This is a genomic window from Alkalicaulis satelles, assembly GCF_008630495.1.
GTDB lineage: Bacteria > Pseudomonadota > Alphaproteobacteria > Caulobacterales > Maricaulaceae > Oceanicaulis > Oceanicaulis satelles.
Genome location: NZ_VWOJ01000002.1, coordinates 282,264 through 305,696, shown reverse-complemented (window position 1 = coordinate 305,696; position 23,433 = coordinate 282,264). Strand labels below are relative to the sequence as shown.

12 protein-coding genes and 1 tRNA gene are annotated in these 23,433 nt (G+C 62.3%); 9 read left to right on the top strand and 4 right to left on the bottom strand.

Going from position 1 to position 23,433, the window contains the following annotated elements; all coding sequences use genetic code 11:
- Positions 1–11: 11 nt before the first annotated feature.
- From F1654_RS07140 to F1654_RS07130, 3 genes are all read right to left on the bottom strand, one after another.
- Positions 12–4,265, bottom strand: a complete 4,254-nt coding sequence (locus F1654_RS07140; RefSeq protein WP_150022839.1) for an NACHT domain-containing protein — start codon at positions 4,263–4,265, stop codon at positions 12–14.
- A gap of 197 nt (positions 4,266–4,462) precedes the next feature.
- Positions 4,463–5,947, bottom strand: coding sequence for a septum formation inhibitor-activating ATPase (locus F1654_RS07135; protein ID WP_150022838.1), 1,485 nt, complete (start codon positions 5,945–5,947; stop codon positions 4,463–4,465).
- 1 nt (position 5,948) lies between these two features.
- The gene (locus tag F1654_RS07130) at positions 5,949–8,345 is read right to left on the bottom strand and encodes a phospholipase D-like domain-containing protein (RefSeq protein ID WP_150022837.1); all 2,397 of its coding nucleotides are present in this window, start codon (positions 8,343–8,345) and stop codon (positions 5,949–5,951) included.
- Positions 8,346–8,741: 396 nt separating this feature from the next.
- Here F1654_RS07130 and F1654_RS07125 point away from each other — a divergent pair, with 396 nt between their 5' ends.
- The 8 genes from F1654_RS07125 (at position 8,742) to F1654_RS07090 (ending at position 19,947) form a co-directional block, all read left to right on the top strand.
- Positions 8,742–9,281, top strand: coding sequence for an RNA polymerase sigma factor (locus F1654_RS07125; protein WP_150022836.1), 540 nt, complete (start codon positions 8,742–8,744; stop codon positions 9,279–9,281).
- 8 nt (positions 9,282–9,289) lie between these two features.
- Complete coding sequence (locus tag F1654_RS07120) at positions 9,290–10,336, top strand: FecR family protein (RefSeq protein WP_199200498.1); 1,047 nt, start codon at positions 9,290–9,292, stop codon at positions 10,334–10,336.
- A gap of 125 nt (positions 10,337–10,461) precedes the next feature.
- On the top strand, positions 10,462–13,845 hold the full coding sequence (locus F1654_RS07115) for a TonB-dependent receptor (protein WP_199200497.1): 3,384 nt from the start codon (positions 10,462–10,464) through the stop codon (positions 13,843–13,845).
- A gap of 11 nt (positions 13,846–13,856) precedes the next feature.
- Positions 13,857–15,599: a gamma-glutamyltransferase gene (gene ggt, locus F1654_RS07110; RefSeq protein ID WP_150022833.1), complete on the top strand. Its 1,743-nt coding sequence runs from the start codon at positions 13,857–13,859 to the stop codon at positions 15,597–15,599.
- A gap of 211 nt (positions 15,600–15,810) precedes the next feature.
- Positions 15,811–16,860, top strand: a complete 1,050-nt coding sequence (locus F1654_RS07105) for an efflux RND transporter periplasmic adaptor subunit (RefSeq protein ID WP_150022832.1) — start codon at positions 15,811–15,813, stop codon at positions 16,858–16,860.
- 44 nt (positions 16,861–16,904) lie between these two features.
- The gene (locus tag F1654_RS07100; protein ID WP_150022831.1) at positions 16,905–17,600 is read left to right on the top strand and encodes an ABC transporter ATP-binding protein; all 696 of its coding nucleotides are present in this window, start codon (positions 16,905–16,907) and stop codon (positions 17,598–17,600) included.
- Positions 17,600–18,757: an ABC transporter permease gene (locus tag F1654_RS07095; protein WP_150022830.1), complete on the top strand. Its 1,158-nt coding sequence runs from the start codon at positions 17,600–17,602 to the stop codon at positions 18,755–18,757. The genes F1654_RS07100 and F1654_RS07095 overlap by 1 nt, the downstream gene beginning before the upstream one ends.
- An 11-nt stretch (positions 18,758–18,768) precedes the next feature.
- Entirely contained in the window at positions 18,769–19,947 is a 1,179-nt protein-coding gene (locus F1654_RS07090) for an ABC transporter permease (RefSeq protein ID WP_150022829.1), read from the top strand.
- Positions 19,948–20,022: 75 nt separating this feature from the next.
- Here the strand turns inward: F1654_RS07090 and F1654_RS07085 are convergent.
- Positions 20,023–20,099, bottom strand: a tRNA-Arg gene (locus tag F1654_RS07085).
- 355 nt (positions 20,100–20,454) lie between these two features.
- Here F1654_RS07085 and F1654_RS07080 point away from each other — a divergent pair.
- On the top strand, positions 20,455–23,214 hold the full coding sequence (locus F1654_RS07080; protein ID WP_150022828.1) for a TonB-dependent receptor: 2,760 nt from the start codon (positions 20,455–20,457) through the stop codon (positions 23,212–23,214).
- The last annotated feature ends 219 nt before the right edge of the window (positions 23,215–23,433 follow it).

Sequence of the window (23,433 nt, the reverse complement as noted above, 5' to 3'; positions counted from 1 at the left end):
CGTTCAGGCGTTCAAAGTGATTGATGTTCGGCAGCTGTTCGTATCCCTTTGAACGCCAGCCAATGCAGGCTGCCCACTGCATCTCCTGCGATGAGCCGGCCGTTGTGAAGCGCAGCCAAGGCCGTGACCCCGGTATCAAGTTCAAGACGGCTCAATTCAACGCCAATGTTGGCATTCCACAGCCTAATATTACTGTCCCAAGACCCAGTAGCTAAGCGCCCGTCTGGCAATATGGCAAGCGCCTCGACCGACGCTTCAATTCGCACCGCCTCTGATTCATTTACAACGTCCCAAATCCGGATGGTTTCGTCGGATGAAATGCTGATCAAGCGTCCGTCAGGTAATACAGTCAATGCATTCACCGAGCCGTCATGCCCTTCCAAGCGCACGCTTTCAGTCCCAGTTTCCACATCCCAGATACAGATCTGCCCATCAATCGAACCGCTGGCCAAGCGTCCATCTGGTAATGCCATCAACGCACAAACGCTGTCGCCGCGCCCTTCGAGCCAGGCGACCTGCCTAGCGGCTTCTGTATCCCAAAGCCGGATTAACTCACGACCCTCATCCGAAGCGCTGGCTAAGCGCCCGTCTGATAACGCCGCCAATGCATAGACCACATCGTTATCGCCTTGACCCCCTAACCGCGCTATCTCGATACCGTCCCTGACATTCCAAATCCGGATTGTGTCGTCAATCGACCCACTCGCGAGGCGGCCATCTGGTAGTACAGCTAATGCCCTGACCCCTTCGCAATTGCTTTCCAGACACATCGCCTCCGTCCCGCTTGACACATCCCAAAGCCGGATGGTGCTGTCACTTGCTCCACTCGCCGCTCGCCCGTCTGGCAAAATAACCAGTGAATTGACCGAGCCTCTATGTCCCCGCTTCCTACTTGGACTAAGTTGCGTGATCGGGTCCCAAAGTCGGATAGTGTTATCATCTGACCCACTGGCAAGCAGCCCGCAAGACAGGACAGATAGCGCGTTGACTTCGCCGATATGCCCCTCCAACTGAGCGATCTCGGTGCTTGTCGCTACGCTCCAAAGTCGGATGGTATTGTCATCCGACCCACTTGCTAAGCACCCGTCAGGCAAAACTGCCAGAGCACAGACACTATTGTCGTGCCCTTCAAGCCGAGCGACCTCACTTCCGACGTCCACATTCCAAATTCTGATGGTCTTATCGAACGACCCGCTGGCCAGGCGACCGTCCTGCAGCACCGCGAGCGCTGTGACACTATGATCGTGGCCCTCCAGTCGTGATATCTCGATCCCCGTCGTCACATCCCATAACCGGATTGTCTCGTCATGCGACGCACTGGCCAAGCGCCCGTCAGGCAAAACTGCCAAGGCGCAGACTCGTTCGTCGTGGCCCTCTAGCCGCATAATCTCATTCCCGGTTGCCACATCCCAAAGCCGAATCGTTTTGTCTGCCGACCCGCTAGCCAAGCGCCCGTCAGGCAATACTGCCAAGGCGCAGACCTGTTCGTCGTGGCCCACTAGCCGCAACGTCTCCGCGCCTCTTGTCACATCCCAAAGCCGGATAGTGTTACCCTGCCCACCTGTAGTGAAGCCGCCGCTTTCTAGCAAAGTCCAAGCTTCACCCGCTGCACACCAGAGCCGCCCATCAGAAAGCACAGCCAGCGCATATATCCATTCACCATGGCCATTTTTTAGCTGAGCAATTTGATCTCCGGTTTCCAAATCCAAAAGCCGGATTGTTCCATCCTCCAAGCCACCGGCTAAACACCCATCCGGCATTTCCGCCAATGCTGAAACGCTACTGCACATCTTAAACTTAGCGATCTCCTGGCCCGGCGGTGTCAGTGATGGGTGCGTTGTGTAAAGCGCGCCCTCCGGCACACGGCCCAGAAGTTGATCGAGAAATTTCGCTGGCGCCACGCTCATCAGCCGCCCATGAATTTGGGCCATTGCTTGACCGGGATCGCGCGCGATGATGCCGGTCGCCAATCGCAAAGTTCGGCCGATGAGGGGTTGCAGGTGATCAGACGGATTGGCGAAGCGCACGTAGTCGTCAACGACTTCCAGCGTACGCTTTAACGTCCCGATCTTGTGATCTATCCAGTGCGGACCCGTCAGCAGCGCATCAAGACGCTCACGCGCGCCAGCATGAAACAACTGGAACGGTAATTCCATGAAGCTGCGAAGGCTCCAGCTCCGCCCTGATTGATCATTAGCGACGGGGGCTTCGAAATAATTGGCCAGCGCGGCATGTAGCGTTGCTTTCGCTGGCTCATAGAAGCTCGAGCGTACGGCCTCATCCAAGTGTCTGTGGAAGAATGTCATGAGCTTTTCGCCATCCGCGCCCTTCTCCACCAGAATGGCCGAGAGGCTCCTCTTCAGGCGGCCCCATACCGAGTCAGGCAGGCGCTTGATGTCGGGCGCACCGTGTTTCGCGGACGAGACGGTTCGCATGACGTCCGGGTCGCGAGACAGGACAGCGATGAGTTCAGTCTCGCTCAATCCCTCACGCCCGGCCGCAATCAGCCCGAGTGCGCGCTGCACCAGCAGCGGTTCATGGTGATGGACGCTCGACAATTCTTCCAGGAATTGACCGATCAGCGCGGAGACGCCATCGGCAAGTCCGCGTGTGCGTGGGTCATCCGCAGATCTCCACCGGCGCGCGATCGCGAAAGCCATCCGCAGATAAAGGGGCGAAGCGCCCGTCTCGGCGAACCGGTCAAGGATATAGGCCTTCTGATCAGCCGTGAGCTCACGCTGGGTGTTGTTCAACAGTTCGGCAAGGATGTCCCGCCCGTCGTCGGCTGTGAGAGGTTCTATCGCGAGAAAGGCCTCTGGCGGCAGGTTGCGTCTGAGGCCCTTCACGACAGATCGCTCAGCTTCGAACGCCTCATCATCCAGCACAGAAACGATCAGCTTCACCCTGGGATTTAGAGATGCCGGCAACCATGACTGCCGGTAGGGCGTGCGCAGCTGGTCCAGCGCATCGATGAAGATCGTGACCGGCTGGTCTAGTGAGGCGAGGAGATCGCGCACCTGGTGGACGAAGCGGTTGTCATCCTCTTCCCATTCATCGGGCTTTTCTGCGATGCCGAGTGCAGCAAGATCCTCGACGACAGATATCAGCAGATCGCGCTGATTGGCGGATGCTGCGCTTGCGCCAACGAAGCGCTTCACCACTCTGGCGTCGGGATCGGTCGCGGTATCGGCAGCGGCTCGCGCCATCAGTGCTGTCTTGCCAGAGCCTGAACGGCCGGTCAGCACGAGAGGGTATGTTGGGTCGCCTGCGATATGAGCAGCGATCTCCGAACGATTACCAGAGCGCCCTATAAAGACCCGAAGCCGCTCTTGTGCGAACGCGTCATGTGTGGCGCGTTCAGCTCTCACCGCAAAATCAGGTAATCTTTCACGCGCTTTCAGATCTTTGATCTGGGCATCAATCGCTGCGAGAAGACTGTCCGTAATCCGGTCGACAAAATCCGCGTCATAATCGGTAGAGTTCTTGGCGAATTGCGGCCTCAGAACCCGGTCGTTTGGCAATGCGCGGTCCACTACGTCGGCCAGTTTCCGGGCACGTTCTTCCCCGGATTCCGTAGTGCATACCCAGGCAAGGGCCTGCGCGCTGCCAGTGTCCGCCCTCATGCGCTCCAGCCCTTTGCGCACTTCCTGCTCGGTTAGCGACAGAACGTACTTCGCCAGTTCGGTTTCATTCAGTTGGCCAGCCGCATGCAGAGCTTGCGCAGCCTCCTGCAGGTCGGGACGCAGACGGTCCTCAAGCGAAGCCCACGCCTCAGGGGGCTTCAAGTCGACAAGGTCATCTTCGCGTGATCGCAGCGTGTAGGCGCTGATCAGTCCTGCATCCGCGCCGGCAAGGCCTTCGGCTGCGAGATGATTTTCGTCATGCTGATATACCCGGTCCAGATCAGTAACGGCCTGTTCACGGCGACGGCTGGTGAGCCAGGAACGCAGGGCTGCAAACTCGTCCTGGGCGATGGCATATGGCAGGGGCACCCAGCCATAGCGATCGCCTACCAGGATAAGGAGATTGGGCGCCGGGTACCCCTTGGCCTCGACCACTTCGCCTAAGCAAATATCGGCAGTTTGCTGGTTAAGCTGGGCATCGTCATTGATGCCCCATCGCATATCGACCGCTCGAAAGTCAAAGTCATGTCTTGCGCAGTGCGCCTCCAGCGCCGGGAAAACTTTTTCCTGAAGGAGGCGGCGCTCCCCGGTGAAATCGATGAAGGTCGACGACACAAATAGGCGGAATGCTTTTGACGGCATGCGTTCCCCACTTCGGTCTGGTCAAGCTTCCGCAGTCACTTGGCGCCGGCACGAGCTGTCAGAAGAAAAGTGCTTGAGTGAGGTGCCCTGCCTTGTGACCCGATACCCTCGGGTCCCTCACTTATTTCGAGAGTCCGATCCTTTCATAGTGCATGGGTTGAGGGCTGGCGAGCGCGCCGGGAGCGAAAGGTGTCAGGTCATTCCAATGCCGCTGTTTCCATCGCTAAGCTCAATGCTGTCTCTAGGCGATCAGGTGTTGGATTCGGTCGTGGCTGGAAGGTGCCGGGTACATTCGTCCAATTGCCATCCTCCAGAACCAGCTTCAGGCGAAGGATCGATTTTCCTTGCGAACGAGCATCTGCGAGTCCTCGGCCGATGGCCCAATAGGTATGCTGTGCCAGCACCCAGTCACTCATGAGCCGCGTCATGATGACTCGTGGCGCTTGGCCGCTCCATGCCCTCGCCTGTCGGGCTGCCAACGAGAGTGGCAGGCGGTCGGCACTTTCAAAGGAATGAGCCTCGTCTGGCGCTTGCGAAATTGCGGTCGCCAGTCCGGCCAATATCGCTTGAGGCATGGCATCCAGCTCTCCGGAAAGGGCCTCGTCAAGTTGCTCCAGACACGTGACAACGCCGGTTGATGGAAAAGCGAAACCGGATATCCAGTCACTCGCCCTGCTGGTCCTTGACTCTGTAAGGCGCACAAATTTTTCTGCGACGCCGCTAGTGTCTATAGGCTTGCCGTCGATCCACCGGGTCATCCAGTAAAACAGCCCCTCGATGGCTAAGCGGAACAACTGGCGCACCTGCACCTCAGCCCAGGCCCGCCCTGCAGACTGTCCGTCAACTGAAAGGCTGGTCCAGATCCCCGGATCGGCCATCATCGTTCGAATTTCCGAAATGTTTTTTGAGGTTGACCGCTGGTAAGCGGCCTTCATCAATTCGAATGCTGCACGGCGCGGCGGAGAGGCCATCTCACCAAAAACACGTGTTCTAGCGGCCTGCTGTTCGGCCGTCGAAAGCGAGGCCATCGGCCAAAGCTTGCTCCATTGTCTGACGTCGTCGGCAGCTACAGCTACCGGGCCAAAGGTGGATAATGCCGGGTGCTCAAGCGCAGGTCTCAATGCATCCTCGAAGTCCGCGAGATAACCGTTTTCCTGATCGACGGGGAGTAGGATGCTTGTGTTCTCAGGGTTTGCGACGACCCACCTTAGCCCTTTGAGCGAAGGCCCGTAGTTGATAGGCGCCGTCAGCGCGGTCGAATAGGTCCGGCTGTCACGAAGGCGGTCCCATCCGGCGCCGGCGAAACAGAACGAATCGCTATTTAGCAGATGCGCAAGGACATCGCGGCCCGGCAAGTCTGTCTCAGGGTTGGCAAGGAACTGTGACCAAGCAAAAATGACCTCAATCCGACTGATGAAGTCTTTCAAAAGGTCAACGCTGATCGTCCTAGCGCCGCTCTTCCGGGCGATTTCAGCCGCCTGCCGCCAAGCCCACGTCACCACAATGTAAGGCCTTATGTGGCGAGCAGTATTATTAAGGCCAGGAAATACTTGGTCCATAAGCTGGAAATTGATCTGGCGCAGTCCCAAAGGGTCCACGCCGCCAGCTCGCACTGGAGGTTCTTCGACGACGAATGGCAAGTCAGTCGCCGATGCCGCTTCGATCAGTTCGTCCCGGCTCAACTTACTCATCACATTGAGCCCAAACGATTACTCGGCCGCAGCAATTGGCTGAGCGAGCAACATGTTCGGCCCTCAATCTATCAACTTCGGCTATCGGGAGCTGGATGTTTTTCCCGCAAGGGCAGGTTTGCCTGAACGTGTCAATGATGATTACTTGATTTCTCTTATTCGACGTTGCGCAAGCCTCCTTGATCGTTTCGCGCATGGATAAATCGTTCATGGCAATCTCATTCCAGTCGTGAATCGCCCTGCGATCCTTGATCGCGTCACGACAGTCCTCTGCCTGCTCGGCGTAGGTCCGCGTAGCGGCAGCAGCTCCAAATACATAGCTGGAATCTTCCGCTCCGGGCATGACGGCCCGCCAGCGGGCGATGGCATCGGGTTCCTCACCGAGCGTGACAGATCGGTAACCCAACGCATGGAGAAGACGCCTTATAGACTGGGCGGATGGTTTGAAAACCGGATCTCCCCCGTGGAGCAGAACTGCGGCCACTATTTCATCACGGCGATCAACGTTAACCTCTTTGAGGGTGCCGGAACCGATGATCCTGCGCAGCCATGTGGCAGCACGTTCAGGATCCGGTGCAAGCGAGGCGCAAAGATAGCCACCGATATCCAGCGCAATGAGGGTGCTCTCCGCTTCCTTTCGCGCAAGTAACGTGTCCATCAGATACTCGAAGCCATCGAAGATCGCACGGTGCTCCCGCTCGCTGTTCCGCTGGTGAGCTTCCTGATCGCTAACACCTTCCTGCCGTTCATCGTCTTCGCCCTCCGCCCCCGTGGGCTCGATCGTTGTCGTCCGCTTTCGCAGGGCTGATAGAAGTTGGGAAAGGAAACGCATTTCATGAGGGCCTGCGATCCCGTGCTCCGGTTCACTAGTGCCTCCATAGCCCAAGTCTGGATCTGTAACCGATCCCAACCCGTCCACGGACACCATTTGTGGGCTGAGAGGTGCTTGTTCTGCCTTCGGAGACAAGGAGCGGGTTTGAGTGCTTGCAGCGGCAAGGCGATCTGGGTTTTCTGAAAACCAAGCGATGATGGCTTTGATATCGTCAGGAGATTCCATACCTGCCATTGCTGCAAACATATGCCGCGCGCACACCCCCGCCCGATCGACGATATGCGAGAAAGCCACGATCTGCACAAACCCTGATGCGACGCCATCTTCCGATCTCCGCGCGTGCAGAATACGGCGCCCCGGCAGCCAGGCGGAGGCCGCGAAATGGCCTGCGGGGATGGTGAAATCTCCATCTGGCCCAACATCTGCCTCGCCGATTTCTCTCTTGCCTTCACGGGTCTCCAGATCGAACGTTGCAGTAGGCGAGTGCCATGGTGTCAGTATCTGCCCGCGGATCATCTCGCCTTCGAAATCTGCCCGGAGAACGCCACTTTCCTGAAGCTTGTTTGTCTCGACCTCACTGTCGACGTTAGCCATAGATGGCGCCTCGGCTGCCGAAACCGACCAGAAGGCCCCCTTGTGCGGGGCGACTCGCGCAATTGCCGCTTCGACATTAGCAGGAGTTCCAATGGCGGCGTTCGTGGCGTTGGGGCTACCTGAAACCAGGATAGCACCCCTCGCGCACTGAATTTCGAAGGCCTTGGCGTGCAGCAAGCGACCGTCTGACAAAGTGTCGACGCATACCGCCTCGATTTCGAGATCGATCTCTTCGGGGGCTGGCCATGCTCGACCCAGCGAGCCACGCACAGCTCCTTCGGGCGGACTATGGACCCGGACCTTGTCTAGGCCGAGCTTGCTGCCCAGCCGGCCGATGGCACTGCCGCTATCCCAAAATGGAGCCGCCACCGTAAGGCGTTCTGCTCCGCCAAATTCGTCTGCCAATTCAATTATCTGATCTGATATCGAATGCTCGAGATTATGCAGGAAGCGGATGTCTGATCGGCCTGGGTTCTGTGAGGCCGCCTTAAGACGTCCACCTACCTCTTCACAACGCGGCGCGGCGCCCGTGCGCACGCGGTCTGTGACACCAAGCAGCTCAAAGAACTCTGCCACCTGCCACATAGCGCTCCCGGCAAAGCTGGAGTGAAGGTGCTCGACCAGCTCAAGATTGAACCCCCAGCCGCCAAAGGTGAGATTTCCTGAGCCGATGAGGCAATGCGCCTCATTGCCAGAAAATAGAAGGCTGATCTTGGGGTGGAAGACGCCTCGTCTCACCGCAACCGGTTCAACGGAGTAATCTTGCCCAACCCGCCTCGCGCCATATTCCTGCAGGGCCCCTAGTACTCCGGTCCGATCCGCGAGGATCATCGTGCGTCTGCACTGTCTCCGAACAAGCGAGTCGAGCACCACTCCTTCGAAAAAAGAGAGGCTGAGCGAGTAGGTGGTAAAGACGGCTTCGTCCCAGTTGCCGCTCGAAAGGAGGTGGATCGGATTGGTCAATTTGGAGTGACTAGCCTATTAATCGAGCATGTAAGTTTACACTTTTTGATCGCAACGAAAAGCACGCGGATGAGGATTAGAAAATGTCTTGATTCAGGGAGCTCATTGAATCATCGTGAGCTTATTCGTCCGCAGAGCGTGGTGCGAGATGAACCGAGCGACGGAAATCGCCTCGGAGTATTTTACCTATCTCGAATTGAGTGTTTCCGGCGGCTCCCCTTTCACAGTTTATTTTCAGTAGCCTCCCCCCCGCCAGCTTTTTTGCGTTCATCTGAAAGCGTCGGGCGCTGACCATATGCGCTCATTAGAGCTGTCGCTCATCATCCGCGGCCGATAGCCGTGCCCAGATTGTCATCGTCAGAACCGTAAACTAGGGTCGCGTCCCATGAGGGGCAGATGACCGTGCGGCGCCAGGAACATAAGAGCGCATCGCTCAATGAGGTCGCGATCAGCGATCTGGACCGGCGGTTCCGCCGGCCGCTTGTCGCTTATTTCAACAAGCGCATCCGCGAACAGTATGATGTGGATGATCTTGTCCAGGAGGTCTTTCTCAGGCTGGTGCGCCGCGCCGAGTTGTCAGATGTCGAGGCGATCGACAGATATATATTCCGCACGGCGGCCAATGTTATAAAGGACAGGAGCCGGCGGCGCTCCGCCCGGCTCCAGCATCTCCATCACGGTTTCGACGAGACTGAGATCGATAGTGATCTTTTTTCTCCCGAGCGCGTCTTATTGGGCAAGGAAGCGCTGGAGCAGCTTGCCGCAGCGCTGGACGCGATGCCTGAGAAGACCAGGAACGTATTCATGCTTCGGCGCTATGAGGGTCTGAAGAATTCCGAGATCGCTGCCCTGCTGGGGCTGACCGTCAGCGGGGTGCGCTTTCACATCATTCGCGCCAAGGCCTATCTGGCGCGCCGTCTTGAGGACAAGACATGAGTGAGGCGATGCGTCTTCGGGCAGAATACGGCCCCATTCCCCAGGACGCTCTCGAAGCGGCGGCCTGGTGGCATGAGCTGCTCGATGAGGCCGATGGCGATATCGATATCGCCGCGCAGTTCGACGCCTGGCTGGAGGCCAGCGCGGACCATGATGCGGCGTGGCGGCGCGTGACGCGCGCCTGGGAGGGCGCCAGCCAGGCCGCCGCCGACCCCGCAGTGCTCGCCCATCGCCGCCGCGCGCTGGCCCCCCGGCCGCATTATGCGCGCATGGCTGCCGTGGCGGCGGGCTTGTGCCTGGCCACCGCGCTGGCGGCGTTCGCGGTTACGGGCCTGCACATGGGGGCTCCGGCGCCGGGAGAAGCGGTCCAGACCGCCCAGGCCGTTCCGGGCGAATTTGTCACGTCTTTGGGGCAGCGCTCCACCGTGGTGCTGGACGACGGGTCACGCGTGGAGCTCAATACCGCCAGCCGGATCATCGTCTCCATGGAGGGCGTTGAGCGCCATGTTCGGCTGGCCGAAGGCCAGGCTCTTTTTGACGTGGCCGCTGATCCGGCGCGCCCCTTTGTCGTTGAGGCGGGAAACCGGCGGATCACGGCGCTGGGCACCGTGTTTGACGTGCGGGTGGGGGACGCGGAGCCCAGTGTCCAGGTCACCATGCTGGAAGGTCTGACGCGAGTGGAGAGGGCCCGGACGGCGCCGCCTGTTGATGGCGCCGGCGAAGAGCCCTCCTTTGAACTGAGCGGAGGCGAGCAGCTGATTGTCCGGCCTGCCGCCGCCCCGCAGCGCCGTGAGGTGGATGCCGCGCGCGTGACAAGCTGGCGTCATGGATGGCTGGTGTTCGAGAATGAACCCTTGTCCGAGGCGGTGGCGGAGATGAACCGGTATGCGCGCCGGAACATTGTGCTGGACAGCCCCGGTCTGGCGGATCTGCGCGTCAGCGGCGTGTTCACGGCCGGACGCAGCGAGCTGTTCATAGAAGCCTTGCAGAGTGCGTATAATCTGCGTGTGGCGCGCACGGAGGCGGATTACATCGTGCTGGCCCGCGCCGAGTGAAGCGGAGCCGGGCGGGCCTTCCGCCCGGGGCTGCGATAAAAAACTGTCACTTTTCCCCGGCTCTGCGTCCTGTCTTTCCGAGTGCACTTGCAATGCCCGGCGCGCCGGCTCAGGGGAGACGACTTATGAAAATCCGCAAACTCAACACGCTCATACTCTCGACCGCGGCTTCCGCCCTGCTGGCGGGCATGGCTCCGGCCCAGGCCAACAATGCGGTCGAGTTCGACATACAGGACACCGAGCTGGCCGCGGCGCTGCAGCAGTTCGCCATTCAGTCGGGCCGCAACATGCTGTTTTCCCCCGAAGCGATGACGGGGCGCCCGGCCAATCCGGTCATCGGCTCTTATGCGCCGTTTGAGGCGCTTGACGAGATGCTCGCCGGCACCGGGCTGAGCTACGAGGTGACAGAATCCGGCGCCATCGTGTTTCCCGCTATGGGCGGCGATGAGGCGCCTGAAGCGCGTGTGCAGGAGACTTCGGCGGCCGGCTGGCTCCATCAGGCGGCCCCGCAGGCAGAGCGCGCGCCTGCGCAGCCCCTGCCGGCCTCACAATCGGCGGGCGGCCAGGACGCGCCGCCTGATCGCATCACCGTCGTGGGAACCCAGATCCGCGGATCACGCATCGCAGAAACGCTTCCCGTTTCGGTGTTCGACGAGCAGGATATCCTGGCGACAGGCGTAACGACCGGCGATGATCTGTTCCGCGCCATACCCCAGGCCGGGGATGTGGCCTTCAACCAGACACGCACCATTGGCGGCATTAACGACGCGCGCGGTGATGTGGCCTCGATCAATCTGCGCGGCGTGGGTACGGGCAATACGCTGGTTCTGCTCAATGGCCGGCGCATGGTCCTGCACCCTGGAACCCAGGCGGAAAACCTGGTGCCGGTGGTCTCGGTCAACACCAACGCCATTCCGGTGAGCGGCGTCAGCCGGGTGGAAGTGCTGCGTGACGGCGCCAGCGCGCTGTACGGCGCCGATGCTGTGGCCGGCGTGATCAACACCATTCTGCGCCAGGATTTCGAAGGCTACACCTTCACCGCGCGCTATGGCGGCGCGGAAGCCTCCAACCGGCGCGATTTCACCCTGACCGGAGAGGCGGGCTTCCGCTTCAACAATAATCGGACCAGCCTGTCGGTTTTCGCCTCCTATAGCGATCAGACCCCGATGTACGCGTCTGACCGCCCCTATGCGCGCGGATCCGACAACCGGGCGCGGGTCGAAGGCACGCCGTTCGAAGGCGTGGCCGCCTTCAACAACACCTCGGTGGTCTCGCCGTGGGGCGCGTTCAACGTCATCGGCGTGGGCACGGTCACCCAGAATGGCTTGCCGGTCTCGAATGCAGGCGGCGGCGTGCATGTGCGTCCCGAGGACCTGGGCGGGTGCCGGGCGTCGCTGGGCGACGGGCTGTGTTTTGGAGCCACCACAACCCGGCCGCAGGAATTGCGCTATGACATCAATGACGGGCGCACCATCACTGGCGGAGTGGAGCGCCTGAACCTCTTCGCCTTCCTCAACCACGATTTTGACAACGGGATGGAGTTTTTCGGCGAGCTGGGCGGCTACCGGGCCGATTTCAACTCCGTGCGTGAACCGTCCTCGCCTCTGGCGGCGGCGCGCATCACCATCCCGCGCACCAATTACTGGAACCCGTTTGGCGCGGTGCTGCTGCCTGACGGATCCGTCAACCCGAACCGCCTGCCAGGTCTGAATGTGCCTGACGAGGGCGCGGACGTGACCTTGTTCAGCTACCGGCTGGTGGACGCAGGCATGCGCCACGTCAATGTCATCAACGAGAACTTCCGGGTTCTGGGCGGATTGCGCGGCATCGCCAATGGCTGGGACTGGGAAAGCGCCGCGCTGTATTCGCGCGCGCGCACCGAGGACACGACCCAGCGCGTCAGCTCGACCCTGTTCCAGCAAGCGCTCGCACTGTCCACGCCCGACGCCTACAACCCGTTTAACGGCGGCGATCTGTCCGACTATGCCCGCGGCGACGCCACCCCCAGCAATGCGGCGACCATTGCCAGCTTCATGGTGCCGGTCAGCCGGATCAGCGAAACCGATCTGGGCCTGGTCGATTTGCGTATGTCGCGTCCCGATCTGTTCTCGCTGCCGGGCGGCGATGTCGGCATCGGCCTGGGCGTTGAATGGCGCTGGGAAGGCTTTTCCGACGACCGCGATCCGCGTCTGGACGGGACCATCACCTATACCGATATGGTCACCGGGATCGTGTCCGGAAGCGATGTGATGGGAACAAGCCCCACCAATGACAGCTCTGGCAACCGCAATGTCGGTTCATTGTTCGCCGAGCTGGAGATCCCCCTCATCTCTCCGGAGATGAATATTCCGCTGGCTCATTCGGTCCAGCTCCAGATCGCCAGCCGTTACGAGCATTACTCTGATGTCGGCGAGGCCTTCGCCCCGCGCGTGGCGGCAAGCTGGGCGTTTGTCGACGGGTTCTCGTTCCGGGCCGCCTGGTCGGAAGGTTTCCGTGCGCCCAATCTGCCGCAGGTCTTTGAACAGGGCGTGGAGCGCTCCAACAATCGCCAGGACTTTATCAAGTGCGAGGCGGATGTGCGCGCGGGACGCATAGCGGACTTTTCCGCCTGCGCGCGTTCGCAGAGCGTGGTCTCAAGCCGTGACGGTAATCGGGACCTGGAGCCCGAAACCTCCCAGAACATCTCTCTGGGTTCGGTTCTGCAGGCGCATTTCCTGCCGCCTGAATGGGGCAGCCTGACCCTGACCGCCGACTGGTGGCAGATCAAGCAAACCGGCGTGGTCGGTATTTTCGGCGATTTCAACCATGTCGCACTGGATTACCTGCTGCGCACCCAGGGCTCGTCCAATCCTGCGGTCGTGCGTGAGGCCCCCGCCCAGGAAGATATTGATGACTTTGCGGGCACCGGCCTCGACCCGGTGGGCCGGATCCTGACCGTCAATGACGGGTATCTCAACTTGCTGCCGCGCACCATTGAGGGCTTCGACATCAGTGCGCTGTATCAGTTGCGCGGTACGCAATGGGGCAATTTCCGCTTCAGCTTCAACGCCGCCCGGCTGCTGACCTTCCGCCAGGAAGCCTCACCGGAGGCGCAGCTGATCATCGACGCCCAGCAATCGGGGGACATCAGCCAGGCCTTCACCGTGCAGGGCGCCAATGATCTCATCCGGCAGGGCGGCCTGCCGGAATGGCGCTTTACCTCCACCCTGAGCTGGAATCAGGGGCCCTGGGGGGCGGGTCTGTCGGCGCAATATGTCGGCTCGGTGTTCGACACCGGCGCCAGCCTCGCCGACGGAACCCAGTGGAGGCTTGATAGCTGGCTGACCGCCAACGCCCATGTGAGCCGCACGTTCGAGACGGGCGTCCTGGAAGGCACGCGGCTCATGGCTGGCGTACGCAATCTGACGAATGAAGATCCGCCGCTGGCGTCGAGCGCCTTCGGGTATTCCGGTTCGCTGCATTCGGCCCAGGGCCGGTTCTGGTACGCCTCGGTGCGCAAGTCGTTCTGAGGAGGGTGAGCATGCCCGGCATGAACCGCCTGATCATTGCAGCGGTGACAGTCCTCCTGGCCGGGCTGGCGCCTGCTGCGCTGGCCCAGGGTGGTCCGCCGCCGGGCAGCTACATCATTGAGTATGGCTCGATCCATCATCCCGTCGTGTCGCGCGGCGGGATGGTGGTCAGCCAGAACGCGCTGGCGTCGCAGATCGGCGCGCAGGTGCTGTCTGAAGGCGGCAACGCGGTGGACGCTGCAGTGGCCACCGGGCTGGCTCTGGCGGTCACCCTGCCGCGGGCCGGCAATCTGGGCGGGGGCGGCTTCATGCTGGTCCACCTGGCTGAGGCCGGCCAGACCATCGCCATCGAGTATTACGGGGAAGCGCCGCGGGCGGTGGAGCCGGGCCTGCTGCTGGGCGCAGACGGCCGGGTGGACCGGGCCAGGCGCTACTCCTTTCTGGGCGCTGCGGTCCCCGGGACGCCCCTGGGGCTGTACGAAGCGCATCAGCGCTTCGGGCGGCTGGACTGGGCCGATGTCGTCGCGCCCGCCTTGCGCCTGGCTGAAGACGGCATCCTGGTCACCGAAGACATGGCGTACGCGCTGTCCATCCGGCGCGACTGGATCACCCAGGACCCGGCCGCGGCTGCAGCGCTCTACAAGGCGGGCGGCGAGCCCTACGCGCCAGGCGAGCGGCTGGTCCAGCCTGATCTGGCCTGGTCGCTCACCCAGTACCGCGATCACGGCGCGGCGGCCTTCTACGAAGGCGAAGTGGCGCAAAGGCTCATCGCGGCGATGCAGGCCAATGGCGGCATTATCGGCCACGAGGACCTGGCCGCCTATCAGGTGCGCATCACCGAGCCGTTATGGAGCGCATACCGGGGCCATCCCATGGCGCTGATGCCGCCGCCGGCGTCCGGGGTGCTGCTGGCGCAAATGATGGCCATGCTCGAACAGTTCGACATGGCCGCGCTGGGCCCGCAATCGGCGGCCTCCTTGCATCATGTCGCGGAGGTGACGCGGCTCGTCTACGCGGACCGGGCGCGCGCCATGGGGGGCTATCCCCAACACCAGACGCCCGTAGAGGCCCTGCTTGGCGCCGATTACATCGCGGCGCGCGCCGCGCTGGTCTCGCCGGACGCGCCGCTCCCGTCTGAAGACGTCCAGCCGGGTCCCGCAGCGCTCGCGCACAATCCCGACACCACCCATTATTCGGTCGTGGACGCCCAGGGCAATGCGGTGTCGAACACCTATACGCTGGGCTCGTCCTATGGTGCGCACGTCATGGCGCCGGGAACAGGTTTCTTCCTCAATGACGCGATGGGCAATTTCCGCTGGAACGAGCCGCCCGGCTCGCCCAATGCCCCCGAACCGGGCAAGCGGGTGATCTCCACCATCACGCCCGTGATCGTGTTCCGCGATGACAGGCCCTGGATCGTGTCGGGCACGCCGGGGGGCTTGCAGATCATCCCGGCCATGGCCCAGTTCCTGGTCAATATGATCGACCATGGCCTGAACCCGGCCGAGGCTTCGGCGCGTCCCCGGGCCTTCCAGGGGTATGGCGCCACGCTGGACGTGGAGCCGGGGGTTTCGCCGGACACCATCGCCGTTCTGGAGGCCATGGGCCATGAGGTGCGCCAGACCCTGACCATGGGCAGCATCCAGACCATCGAGATGGGCCAGGGCGTCCTGTATGGCGCATCCGATACCCGCAGGCCCGGCGCAGGCGTGGCCGTGTCCGGCGCCCGCCCCGCGCAAACGCCCGAAGACTGAAGCGTCTTCAAGCGGCGGCTTTTGCGAGGCGTACATATACAGCGCCGGCCTGCGTACAGGGCGATATGGCCTGCCTTACCAAATCTTAAAGTGAAGGTTACTTTACATGCACCACCGCTCTCGTTAGCGGTACTAACAACGAGAGTATGACGCCTAGGCGTTAAACCTACGGAACTGGCGGGGCATTCATGACGTGTTTTGAGGGCGGGCTATGAGTGAGGACAGGCGCGATCAGCTGCGCTCGCTCAGCATTGACCGCAATGAAGAAACGGGACGCAGCGGCGGCGGTATCTCCCTGCCGGTTCTGCTGGGGGCGATCATCATGTCCGCCGCCCTGGCGGGCGGGGCGGCCTGGTATCTCCTGCAAGGCGGCGCTGGCGAAACGCCGGCTGCCCCGGTTCAGACCGCACAGGCGCCGGCCAATGCCAATGCGACCGGTTCGGTCAGCCCGGCTGCAGAGACCTCTGCTCCGGCGAGGGCGCCGCGCGCTTCCGGGCTGATCGCCTCGGGTTATGTGGTGGCGCGCCGTCAGGCGACGGTGTCGGCGGAGATCACGGGGCGCATCGCCGAGGTGCTGGTCGAGGAAGGCACGCGCGTGGACGCCGGCGAGGTGCTCGCCCGGCTGGACGACACCCGCGCGCGGCTCGATCTCGACCTGATTGAATCCCAGATCCATGCCGCCCAGGCCCGTGTGCGCTCGCTGGACTTCCAGGCGCGCGAGGCGGTCCGGGTGAGCGACCGCGCCTCGCGCCTGTTCGAACGCGATATCGCGGCGGAGGCCACCGTCACGGCGGCCCAGGCGCAGCAGGCCAGTCTTCAGGCCCAGCTGCGCGCCGCCCAGGCCGAGCTGGACAGTGCGCGCGTGCGCCTGAGCAGCCAGCAGGATCTGATCGCGCGCCATACCGTGCGCGCGCCCTTTGCCGGGGTGGTGATCGCGAAGAACGCCCAGGTCGGAGAAATACTCTTTCCGGGCTCCGCCGGCGGCGGGTTCACCCGGACCGGCGTGGCCACCCTGGTGGACATGGACTCGCTTGAGATCGAGGTCGACGTGAACGAGGGCCAAATCCAGCGCGTCACCCCCGGACAGCGGGTGGAAACGGTGCTGGACGCCTATCCCGACTGGCGCATCGCCTCGCGCGTGGAAGCCATCATCCCGACCGCAGACCGCAGCCGGGCGACGATCAAGGTGCGCGTAGCCCTGGAAGAGCGCGATGCGCGCATCCTGCCAGACATGGCCGCGCGCGTGACATTCATCGAATAGGCCGTCCAGCCTGGCGGACGGACATCAATACCGAGGACAGGATTATGAATGCAACCTCTCCGCTTTATGAGCTGAAAGACCTCTCCAAGCGCTATACGCGCGGCAAGGAGACGGTGACGATTTTCGACGCGCTCGACATGACGATCAGCGCGGGCGATTTCATCGCCATCATGGGTCCGTCCGGCTCGGGCAAGACCACGCTGCTGAACCTTCTGGGCGGGATAGACCGGCCCTCGTCGGGCGAGGTGCATTTCGAAGGCCAGCGCATCGACAATCTCAGCCAGGGCAAGCTGGCCAAATGGCGCGCGGCCCATGCCGGCTTCATCTTCCAGTTCTACAATCTGATGCCGACTCTGAGCGCTGCGCAGAATGTCGAGCTGCCGCTCCTGCTGACCAGGCTGTCGGGCAAGGCGCGCAAGGACCGGGTGAAAACCGCGCTGGACATTGTGGGCATGGGCGACCGCGCCCGTCACCGCCCCGGCCAGCTCTCGGGCGGCCAGCAACAGCGCGTGGCCATCGCCCGCGCCATTGTGGCCGATCCCAAAGTGCTGCTGGCGGACGAGCCGACAGGCGATCTGGACCGCTCCACAGCTGACGAGATTCTCGAGACGCTCCAGCTGCTCAACGCCGAGATGGGCAAGACCATCATCATGGTCACCCACGACCCGGCCGCGGCCAGTCACGCCAAGCGTGAGCTGCACCTGAACAAGGGCCGCTTCGAGGAGAAGGGGAAAGCCTGATGAATGACGCAACCCTTGTCCGCAAGAACCTGTTCCGCAAACGTTTGCGGGCCATTCTGCTCACGGTCTCGATCCTGATCGCCTTTCTGATCTACGGCATGCTGGGCGCCATGCAGAACGCCTTCTCAATGGGTATGGAAGGCGCGGCGCAGGATCGCCTTGTCACGGTCAACCGGATCAATTTCACCGTCGCTCTGCCCTATGCTTACCGGGAGCGCATCCAGCAGGTGGAAGGCGTGCGCACGGTGGCGCCGGCCAGCTGGTTCGGCGGGTATTTTCAAGAGCCGCAGAACATGGTTCAGAGCTTTGCGGTCGATCCTGCGAGCTATCTGGAGGCCTATCCCGAACTGGTCTTCCAGCCCGACGAACAGGCGGCTTTCATCGAGGGGCGCACTTGCGCGGCCATTGGCCGGGCGCTGGTCACCCAGTTTGGCTGGTCTGTCGGGGACCGCATCCCGCTCATGTCCAATATCTGGCAGCAGCAGGACGGCAGCCAGGCCTGGGATCTGGATATCTGCGCCATATTCGATGACGCCGACGGCACCTATCCGACCAATTATCTCATGCTCCACTACGAGTATTTCAACGAGAGCCTCGCGTTTGGCCGGGACAGCTTCCACTGGATCGCCATTGTCACGGACGACCCCGGCCAGAATGACCGGATCAGTCAGGACATAGACGCGCTGTTCGCCAACTCTCCCGCAGAAACCTCCACCACGACCGAGGCGGCGTTCAACGAGGCCTTCATGGAGCAGTTCGGCAATATCGGCCTGATCCTGACCTGGGTGATCGGGGCCGCGTTTGCGACCATTTTGATGATTGTCGGCACGACCATGGTGATGGCCGTCAATGAGCGCACGCGTGAAATCGCGGTGCTGAAAACGCTTGGCTTCACCGCGCCGCGCATCTTCCGCATGGTGCTTTGGGAAGCCCTGCTGCTGAGCTTTATCGGCGGGCTGATCGGGCTGGGTCTGGCCGCGCTGGCGGCCCAGGGCGCCTCGGCTGCGATGTCGGGCTTCCTGCCGCCATTCGGTTTGTCGCTCGCCAATACGCTGACCGCCATCGGCTTCATGGTGGCGCTGGGCCTGATCACCGGCCTCCTGCCGGCCTGGAACGCCATGCGGGTGCGCATTTCCGAAGCGCTCGGCAAGATCTGAGGAGACACGTCATGTTCAAACAGACAACAGCGGTGACGCTTCTCAATCTGCGCTCCATCCCCCAGCGCTGGGGGATGTCGCTGGCCACCGTGCTCTCCATTGCGCTGGTGGTGGGCGTGCTGCTCGGCTTCATGGCCATGGCCAGCGGGTTTCGCGCCACGGTCGACGGGGCGGGATCTGACGATGTGGCGATCATGCTGCGCGGCGGCGCGATGGCGGAGATGAACTCCAATGTCAGCCGCGACGAGGTGCGCCTTCTTGAAGCCGCCCCCGGGATCGCCGCCGGCGCCCAGGGCGATCCGCTGATCTCGTCGGAGCTTTATGTGGTGGCCGACGCTCTCAGGCGCACCACCGGGACCCGCTCCAATCTGGCCCTGCGCGGGCTGGGGCTGCACGGGCCGGAACTGCGCCCGCAATTCTCCCTCGTTGAGGGCCGGATGTTTGAGCCGGGCGCAGCCGAGCTGGTGGTGGGCGCCAGCGTTCAGCGCGAATTTGAAGGATTTTCGCTGGGCGAGACCGTGCGCCTCGGCCCCAATGAATGGACCGTTGTGGGGATATTCTCTACCGGCGGGTCGGTGTTCGATTCCGAGATCTGGACCGATCTGGGCGTGGTGCAGAACCTCTATCAGCGCGGCTCGGGGGTGCAGACCGTGAGAGCCCGGCTGACGTCTCCGGACGATATCGAAGTCTTGCGCGAGCATGTCGGGAACGAGCCGCGGCTCAATCTCGAAGTGTTGACCGAGCGCGACTATTTCGCCCGCTCGGCGGGCGGCACGGTCACCTTGATCGAATGGGCGGGGTGGCCGCTGGCCATATTGATGGCCATTGGCGCGCTGGCCGGCGCCTGGAACGCGATGTACGCCTCTGTGGATGCGCGCACGCGTGAGCTGGCGACCTTGCGGGCGATCGGCTTTGGCGGCTTCCCGGCCTTCATCGCCGCCATGGTGGAGGCCATAGTTCTGGCCTTCCTGGGCGGGCTGGTGGGCGCCGGAGCGACCTGGCTCCTGTTTGACGGGGTCAGCGCCTCCACCCTGGGCTCAGGCTTCACCCAGATTGTCTTCGCCTTCGCGGTGACGCCCGGGGCCGCCGTGCAGGGCGTGATCCTGGCGGTGATTGTGGGCGTGCTGGGCGGTTTCGTGCCAGCCATTCGCGCCGCCCGCATACCGCTGCTGGCCGTTCACGCCGACTAGGGATCCGGTCACAGCCTCACTGGGGCTATGGGGGTATCGCGCGGTCTGATTGAAGCAGGCCGCACAGATGGAAGCTGGCGTCCCCGGCAGGATTCGAACCTGCGGCCCCCAGATTAGGAATCTGATGCTCTATCCTGCTGAGCTACGGGGACGTGGGGGCGGGTATAGCGCACAGGGCCGGTATTGGCGAGGCGCTGGAGGCCCGTTGCCGCCCGGCCACAGGCCGGAGCAAAAGCGCGCCTGTGCGCGGCGCCAGGGTCTGCGGGCGTGCATAGTGAAAATCACCTGTGCGCTGCAACAAGACAAGCGCTTTCAGGGTGATGTGGGGCCTTGATACAAAACAGATACTCAAGGTCTTTATTTCTGACACATAAACTCAGCATGATTGTCATGCTTCCCTGACTTCCCTGTCACAAAGTCCGGACATGGTCGCCCTCCATCAGCCTGCGCCTGCCGCATCAAGCGGCCAGCCGGGCTGACGGTTTCACAATTCAGGGGCACACCACCATGAAACTCTCCGCCGCGCTGCTGGGTGCAGCGTCCTCGCTGGCGCTATGCGCCGTTTCCGGAACCGCTTTCGCCCAGCACGCCGTAACCGGTCTGATCATTGACGACCGTGGCAATCCGCTGCCAGGCGCGCGGGTGCGCGTGGCCGACCAGGGTCTGACCGCCACCACCAACCGCCAGGGCGAGTTCGAGTTCAGCGCCCTGCCGGCGGGCGATATCAATATCGAGGTCAGCTATCTGGGCCTGCCCACCGCGACCCGCACGATGAGCGTGTCGGACACCGGCCGCAACGCCTTCACCTTCACCCTGAGCGCGTCCGAAACGATGGACCGCATCGTCATCACCGGCCAGATCCTGGACGGTGCGGCGCGCGCCCTGAATCAGCAGCGCACCAATTCGGCCACCACCAATATTGTCTCGGCGGACGCCATCGGCCGCTTCCCGGACGCCAATATAGCCGAGGCGCTGCAGCGCGTGCCGGGTTTCGCCATCCAGCGCGACCAGGGCGAGGGCCGCTCGATCCAGCTGCGCGGTGCGCCGGCGGAGTTCACCTCCATCCAGATCAATGGCGTCTCGCTGGCCTCGCCCGACGAAGGTTCGCGCGCCATCGACATGGATACCATCTCGTCTGACGTGGTCGCGGCCATTGAGGTGTCCAAGACCTTGTTGCCGAACCAGGAAGCCGATTCCATCGCCGGCGTGGTCAATCTGATCACCCGATCGCCGTTCGACCGGCGCGGCCCGCGCCTGAACGCCACGGCGGGCGGCAGTTATAACGAGATCGGCGGGACCAATGACTGGCGCGGTTCGTTCGTGGCCTCCAACACGTTCGGTGAAGACGACCGCATCGGCGCCCTGTTCTCGGCCAGCTATTCGCGAACCAACCGCCAGATCGACAATATCGAGAATGACTGGGACTTCGTGAATGTGGGCGGTCAGGATGTCGCCGTCAGTGATGACTTCACGCTGAAGGATTATGACACCCGGCGCACCCGCATCTCCTTCACCGGCGCGCTGGAATTCCGCCCGGACGACGCCACGCGCTTTGCCTTGCGCGGGTCCTGGTCGCAGTTTGAGGATTTCGAGTTCCGCAACCGCCTGACCTATGATCTGGGCGGCCTGCAGCCGGGCGCCACTGACACCAGCGCCACCTGGAACAGCGCCCGCCTGCTGCGCCAGCTGCGCAACCGCTCCTATGAGAACACGATCTGGACGATTGCCGGCACGGGCGAGCATGATTTCGGGGCTTCGCGCCTCGATTACACGCTGGGCTTCACCCGCACCGAGGGGGACCGTCCGCGCGGCTTCGAGCTGGTCTACCGCACCGGCGCCAACCGTACGGTCAGCCAGGACTTCACCAATTTCGACGAGCCCGTGATCAGCCCGTTCCAGACCGGCGAACAGCTCGATCTGACCGGAATCGGTTTCCGGCAGGTGGTGGACCGCACCAATCTGAACATCCAGGAAGAATGGTCCGGCCGGATCAACTGGATCATGGACGGCCAGCTGTTCGGCCATGCCGCCGAGCACCGGATCGGCGCCTCGGCACGGCTGCGTGACACCAGCCATGACGAAGAGCGCTGGCGCGACCGCTCCGGCGCGCTGGCGCCGGCCGATTTCAATGGCCTGTTCGGTACGGAAAGGTCGCAGAATTTCGGCTATCTCCTGGGCAACAAGTTCGATGAGGGCCGGATCCAGGACTATTATTTCTCCATCCGCGACCAGCTGCGCACTGACGCCTTCCGTCTCGATGACAGCTCGGTGGAGAGCGATTACGAGCTGGAAGAGAAGATCTACGCCGCCTACGGCATGACCCGGGTGCAGAGGGGCGCCACCGAGGTGATCGCGGGCCTGCGCGTGGAGCACACCGACTTCTCCTCCACCGCCTTCCGCTATGACGAGCTGACCAACACCGCCACGCCCAACTCCAACAGCCGCGACTACACCAACTGGTTCCCGAACCTGACGGTGCGTCACGAGTTCAATGACAATCTGGTGGGCCGGTTTGCGCTGACCCGCTCGATCGCGCGTCCGAACTATCCTGACGTGGTCGCGCGCATCTTCCTCAATGATGACGGCGACGAGGTGGAGCGCGGCAATCCGGATCTCAACCCGACCCTGTCGAACAATCTCGACGCCGGCCTGGAATACTATTTCGAGCCGCTGGGCCTGGTGGCGGTCAATGTGTTCTACAAGGACCTGACCGATTACGAGTTCACCCTGCGCACGCCGGGCGTGTTCGAGGGCGCACCGGTGGACTTCATCCAGGCCGAGAACGCCCCGGACGGCTTCATCCGCGGCATCGAGTTCACCTGGCAGCAGACCTTCACCTTCCTGCCGGGCCTCTTGGGCAATACCGGCGTGTTCGCCAACGCCACCTTCACCGACAGCGAGATGGATATCGGCCGCACCATTGCGGGCCGTTCCAAATTCCCGCTCAGCGGCCAGTCGGACTATGTCTACAACGTGGCGCTCTTCTATGAGGACAGCCGCTTCAATGCCCGGCTCTCCTGGAATGACCGGGGCGATTATATCGACTCGGTCAACGCCTCGGACCCGCGGCTGGACACCTATTGGGAAGAGCGCAGCCAGCTGGACTTCAGCGCCTCTGTCACCCTGACCGACCGGTTCGAGCTTTTCGTGGAGGGCAAGAACCTCACCGACTCCGAGGGCATACGCTATGACGGCGTGCGCCGGCGGGTGCAGGAGCGCGAGCGCTTCGGCCAGAGCTGGTTCCTGGGCGCGCGGTTCAATTACTGATCCGTACGCTTTTCACGCCTGACCATCCGGAACGGGGGCCCTCGCGGCCCCCGTTCTTGTTTGCGGCCGTGCGCCGGTCTGAATGACAAATGCAGGCCATTGCGGTTTTCATGTCACAGTTGAGAGATCAGGCGCTGACGGTCGCCCTCTCCAATGCAGACAGGGTTTTCGAAGTGCAGAGGTAATCAGATACCGCCGCTTTCATAATTGCTTCATCGC

What these genes read in the sequence shown, in the direction of transcription:
- F1654_RS07100 (WP_150022831.1), top strand. Translation starts at nt 16,905, where the DNA reads ATGAATGCAACCTCTCCGCTTTATGAGCTGAAAGACCTCTCCAAGCGC.
- F1654_RS07140 (WP_150022839.1), bottom strand. Translation starts at nt 4,265, where the DNA reads ATGCCGTCAAAAGCATTCCGCCTATTTGTGTCGTCGACCTTCATCGAT.
- F1654_RS07105 (WP_150022832.1), top strand. Translation starts at nt 15,811, where the DNA reads ATGAGTGAGGACAGGCGCGATCAGCTGCGCTCGCTCAGCATTGACCGC.
- F1654_RS07095 (WP_150022830.1), top strand. Translation starts at nt 17,600, where the DNA reads ATGAATGACGCAACCCTTGTCCGCAAGAACCTGTTCCGCAAACGTTTG.
- F1654_RS07125 (WP_150022836.1), top strand. Translation starts at nt 8,742, where the DNA reads ATGACCGTGCGGCGCCAGGAACATAAGAGCGCATCGCTCAATGAGGTC.
- ggt (WP_150022833.1), top strand. Translation starts at nt 13,857, where the DNA reads ATGCCCGGCATGAACCGCCTGATCATTGCAGCGGTGACAGTCCTCCTG.
- F1654_RS07120 (WP_199200498.1), top strand. Translation starts at nt 9,290, where the DNA reads ATGCGTCTTCGGGCAGAATACGGCCCCATTCCCCAGGACGCTCTCGAA.
- F1654_RS07080 (WP_150022828.1), top strand. Translation starts at nt 20,455, where the DNA reads ATGAAACTCTCCGCCGCGCTGCTGGGTGCAGCGTCCTCGCTGGCGCTA.
- F1654_RS07090 (WP_150022829.1), top strand. Translation starts at nt 18,769, where the DNA reads ATGTTCAAACAGACAACAGCGGTGACGCTTCTCAATCTGCGCTCCATC.
- F1654_RS07115 (WP_199200497.1), top strand. Translation starts at nt 10,462, where the DNA reads ATGAAAATCCGCAAACTCAACACGCTCATACTCTCGACCGCGGCTTCC.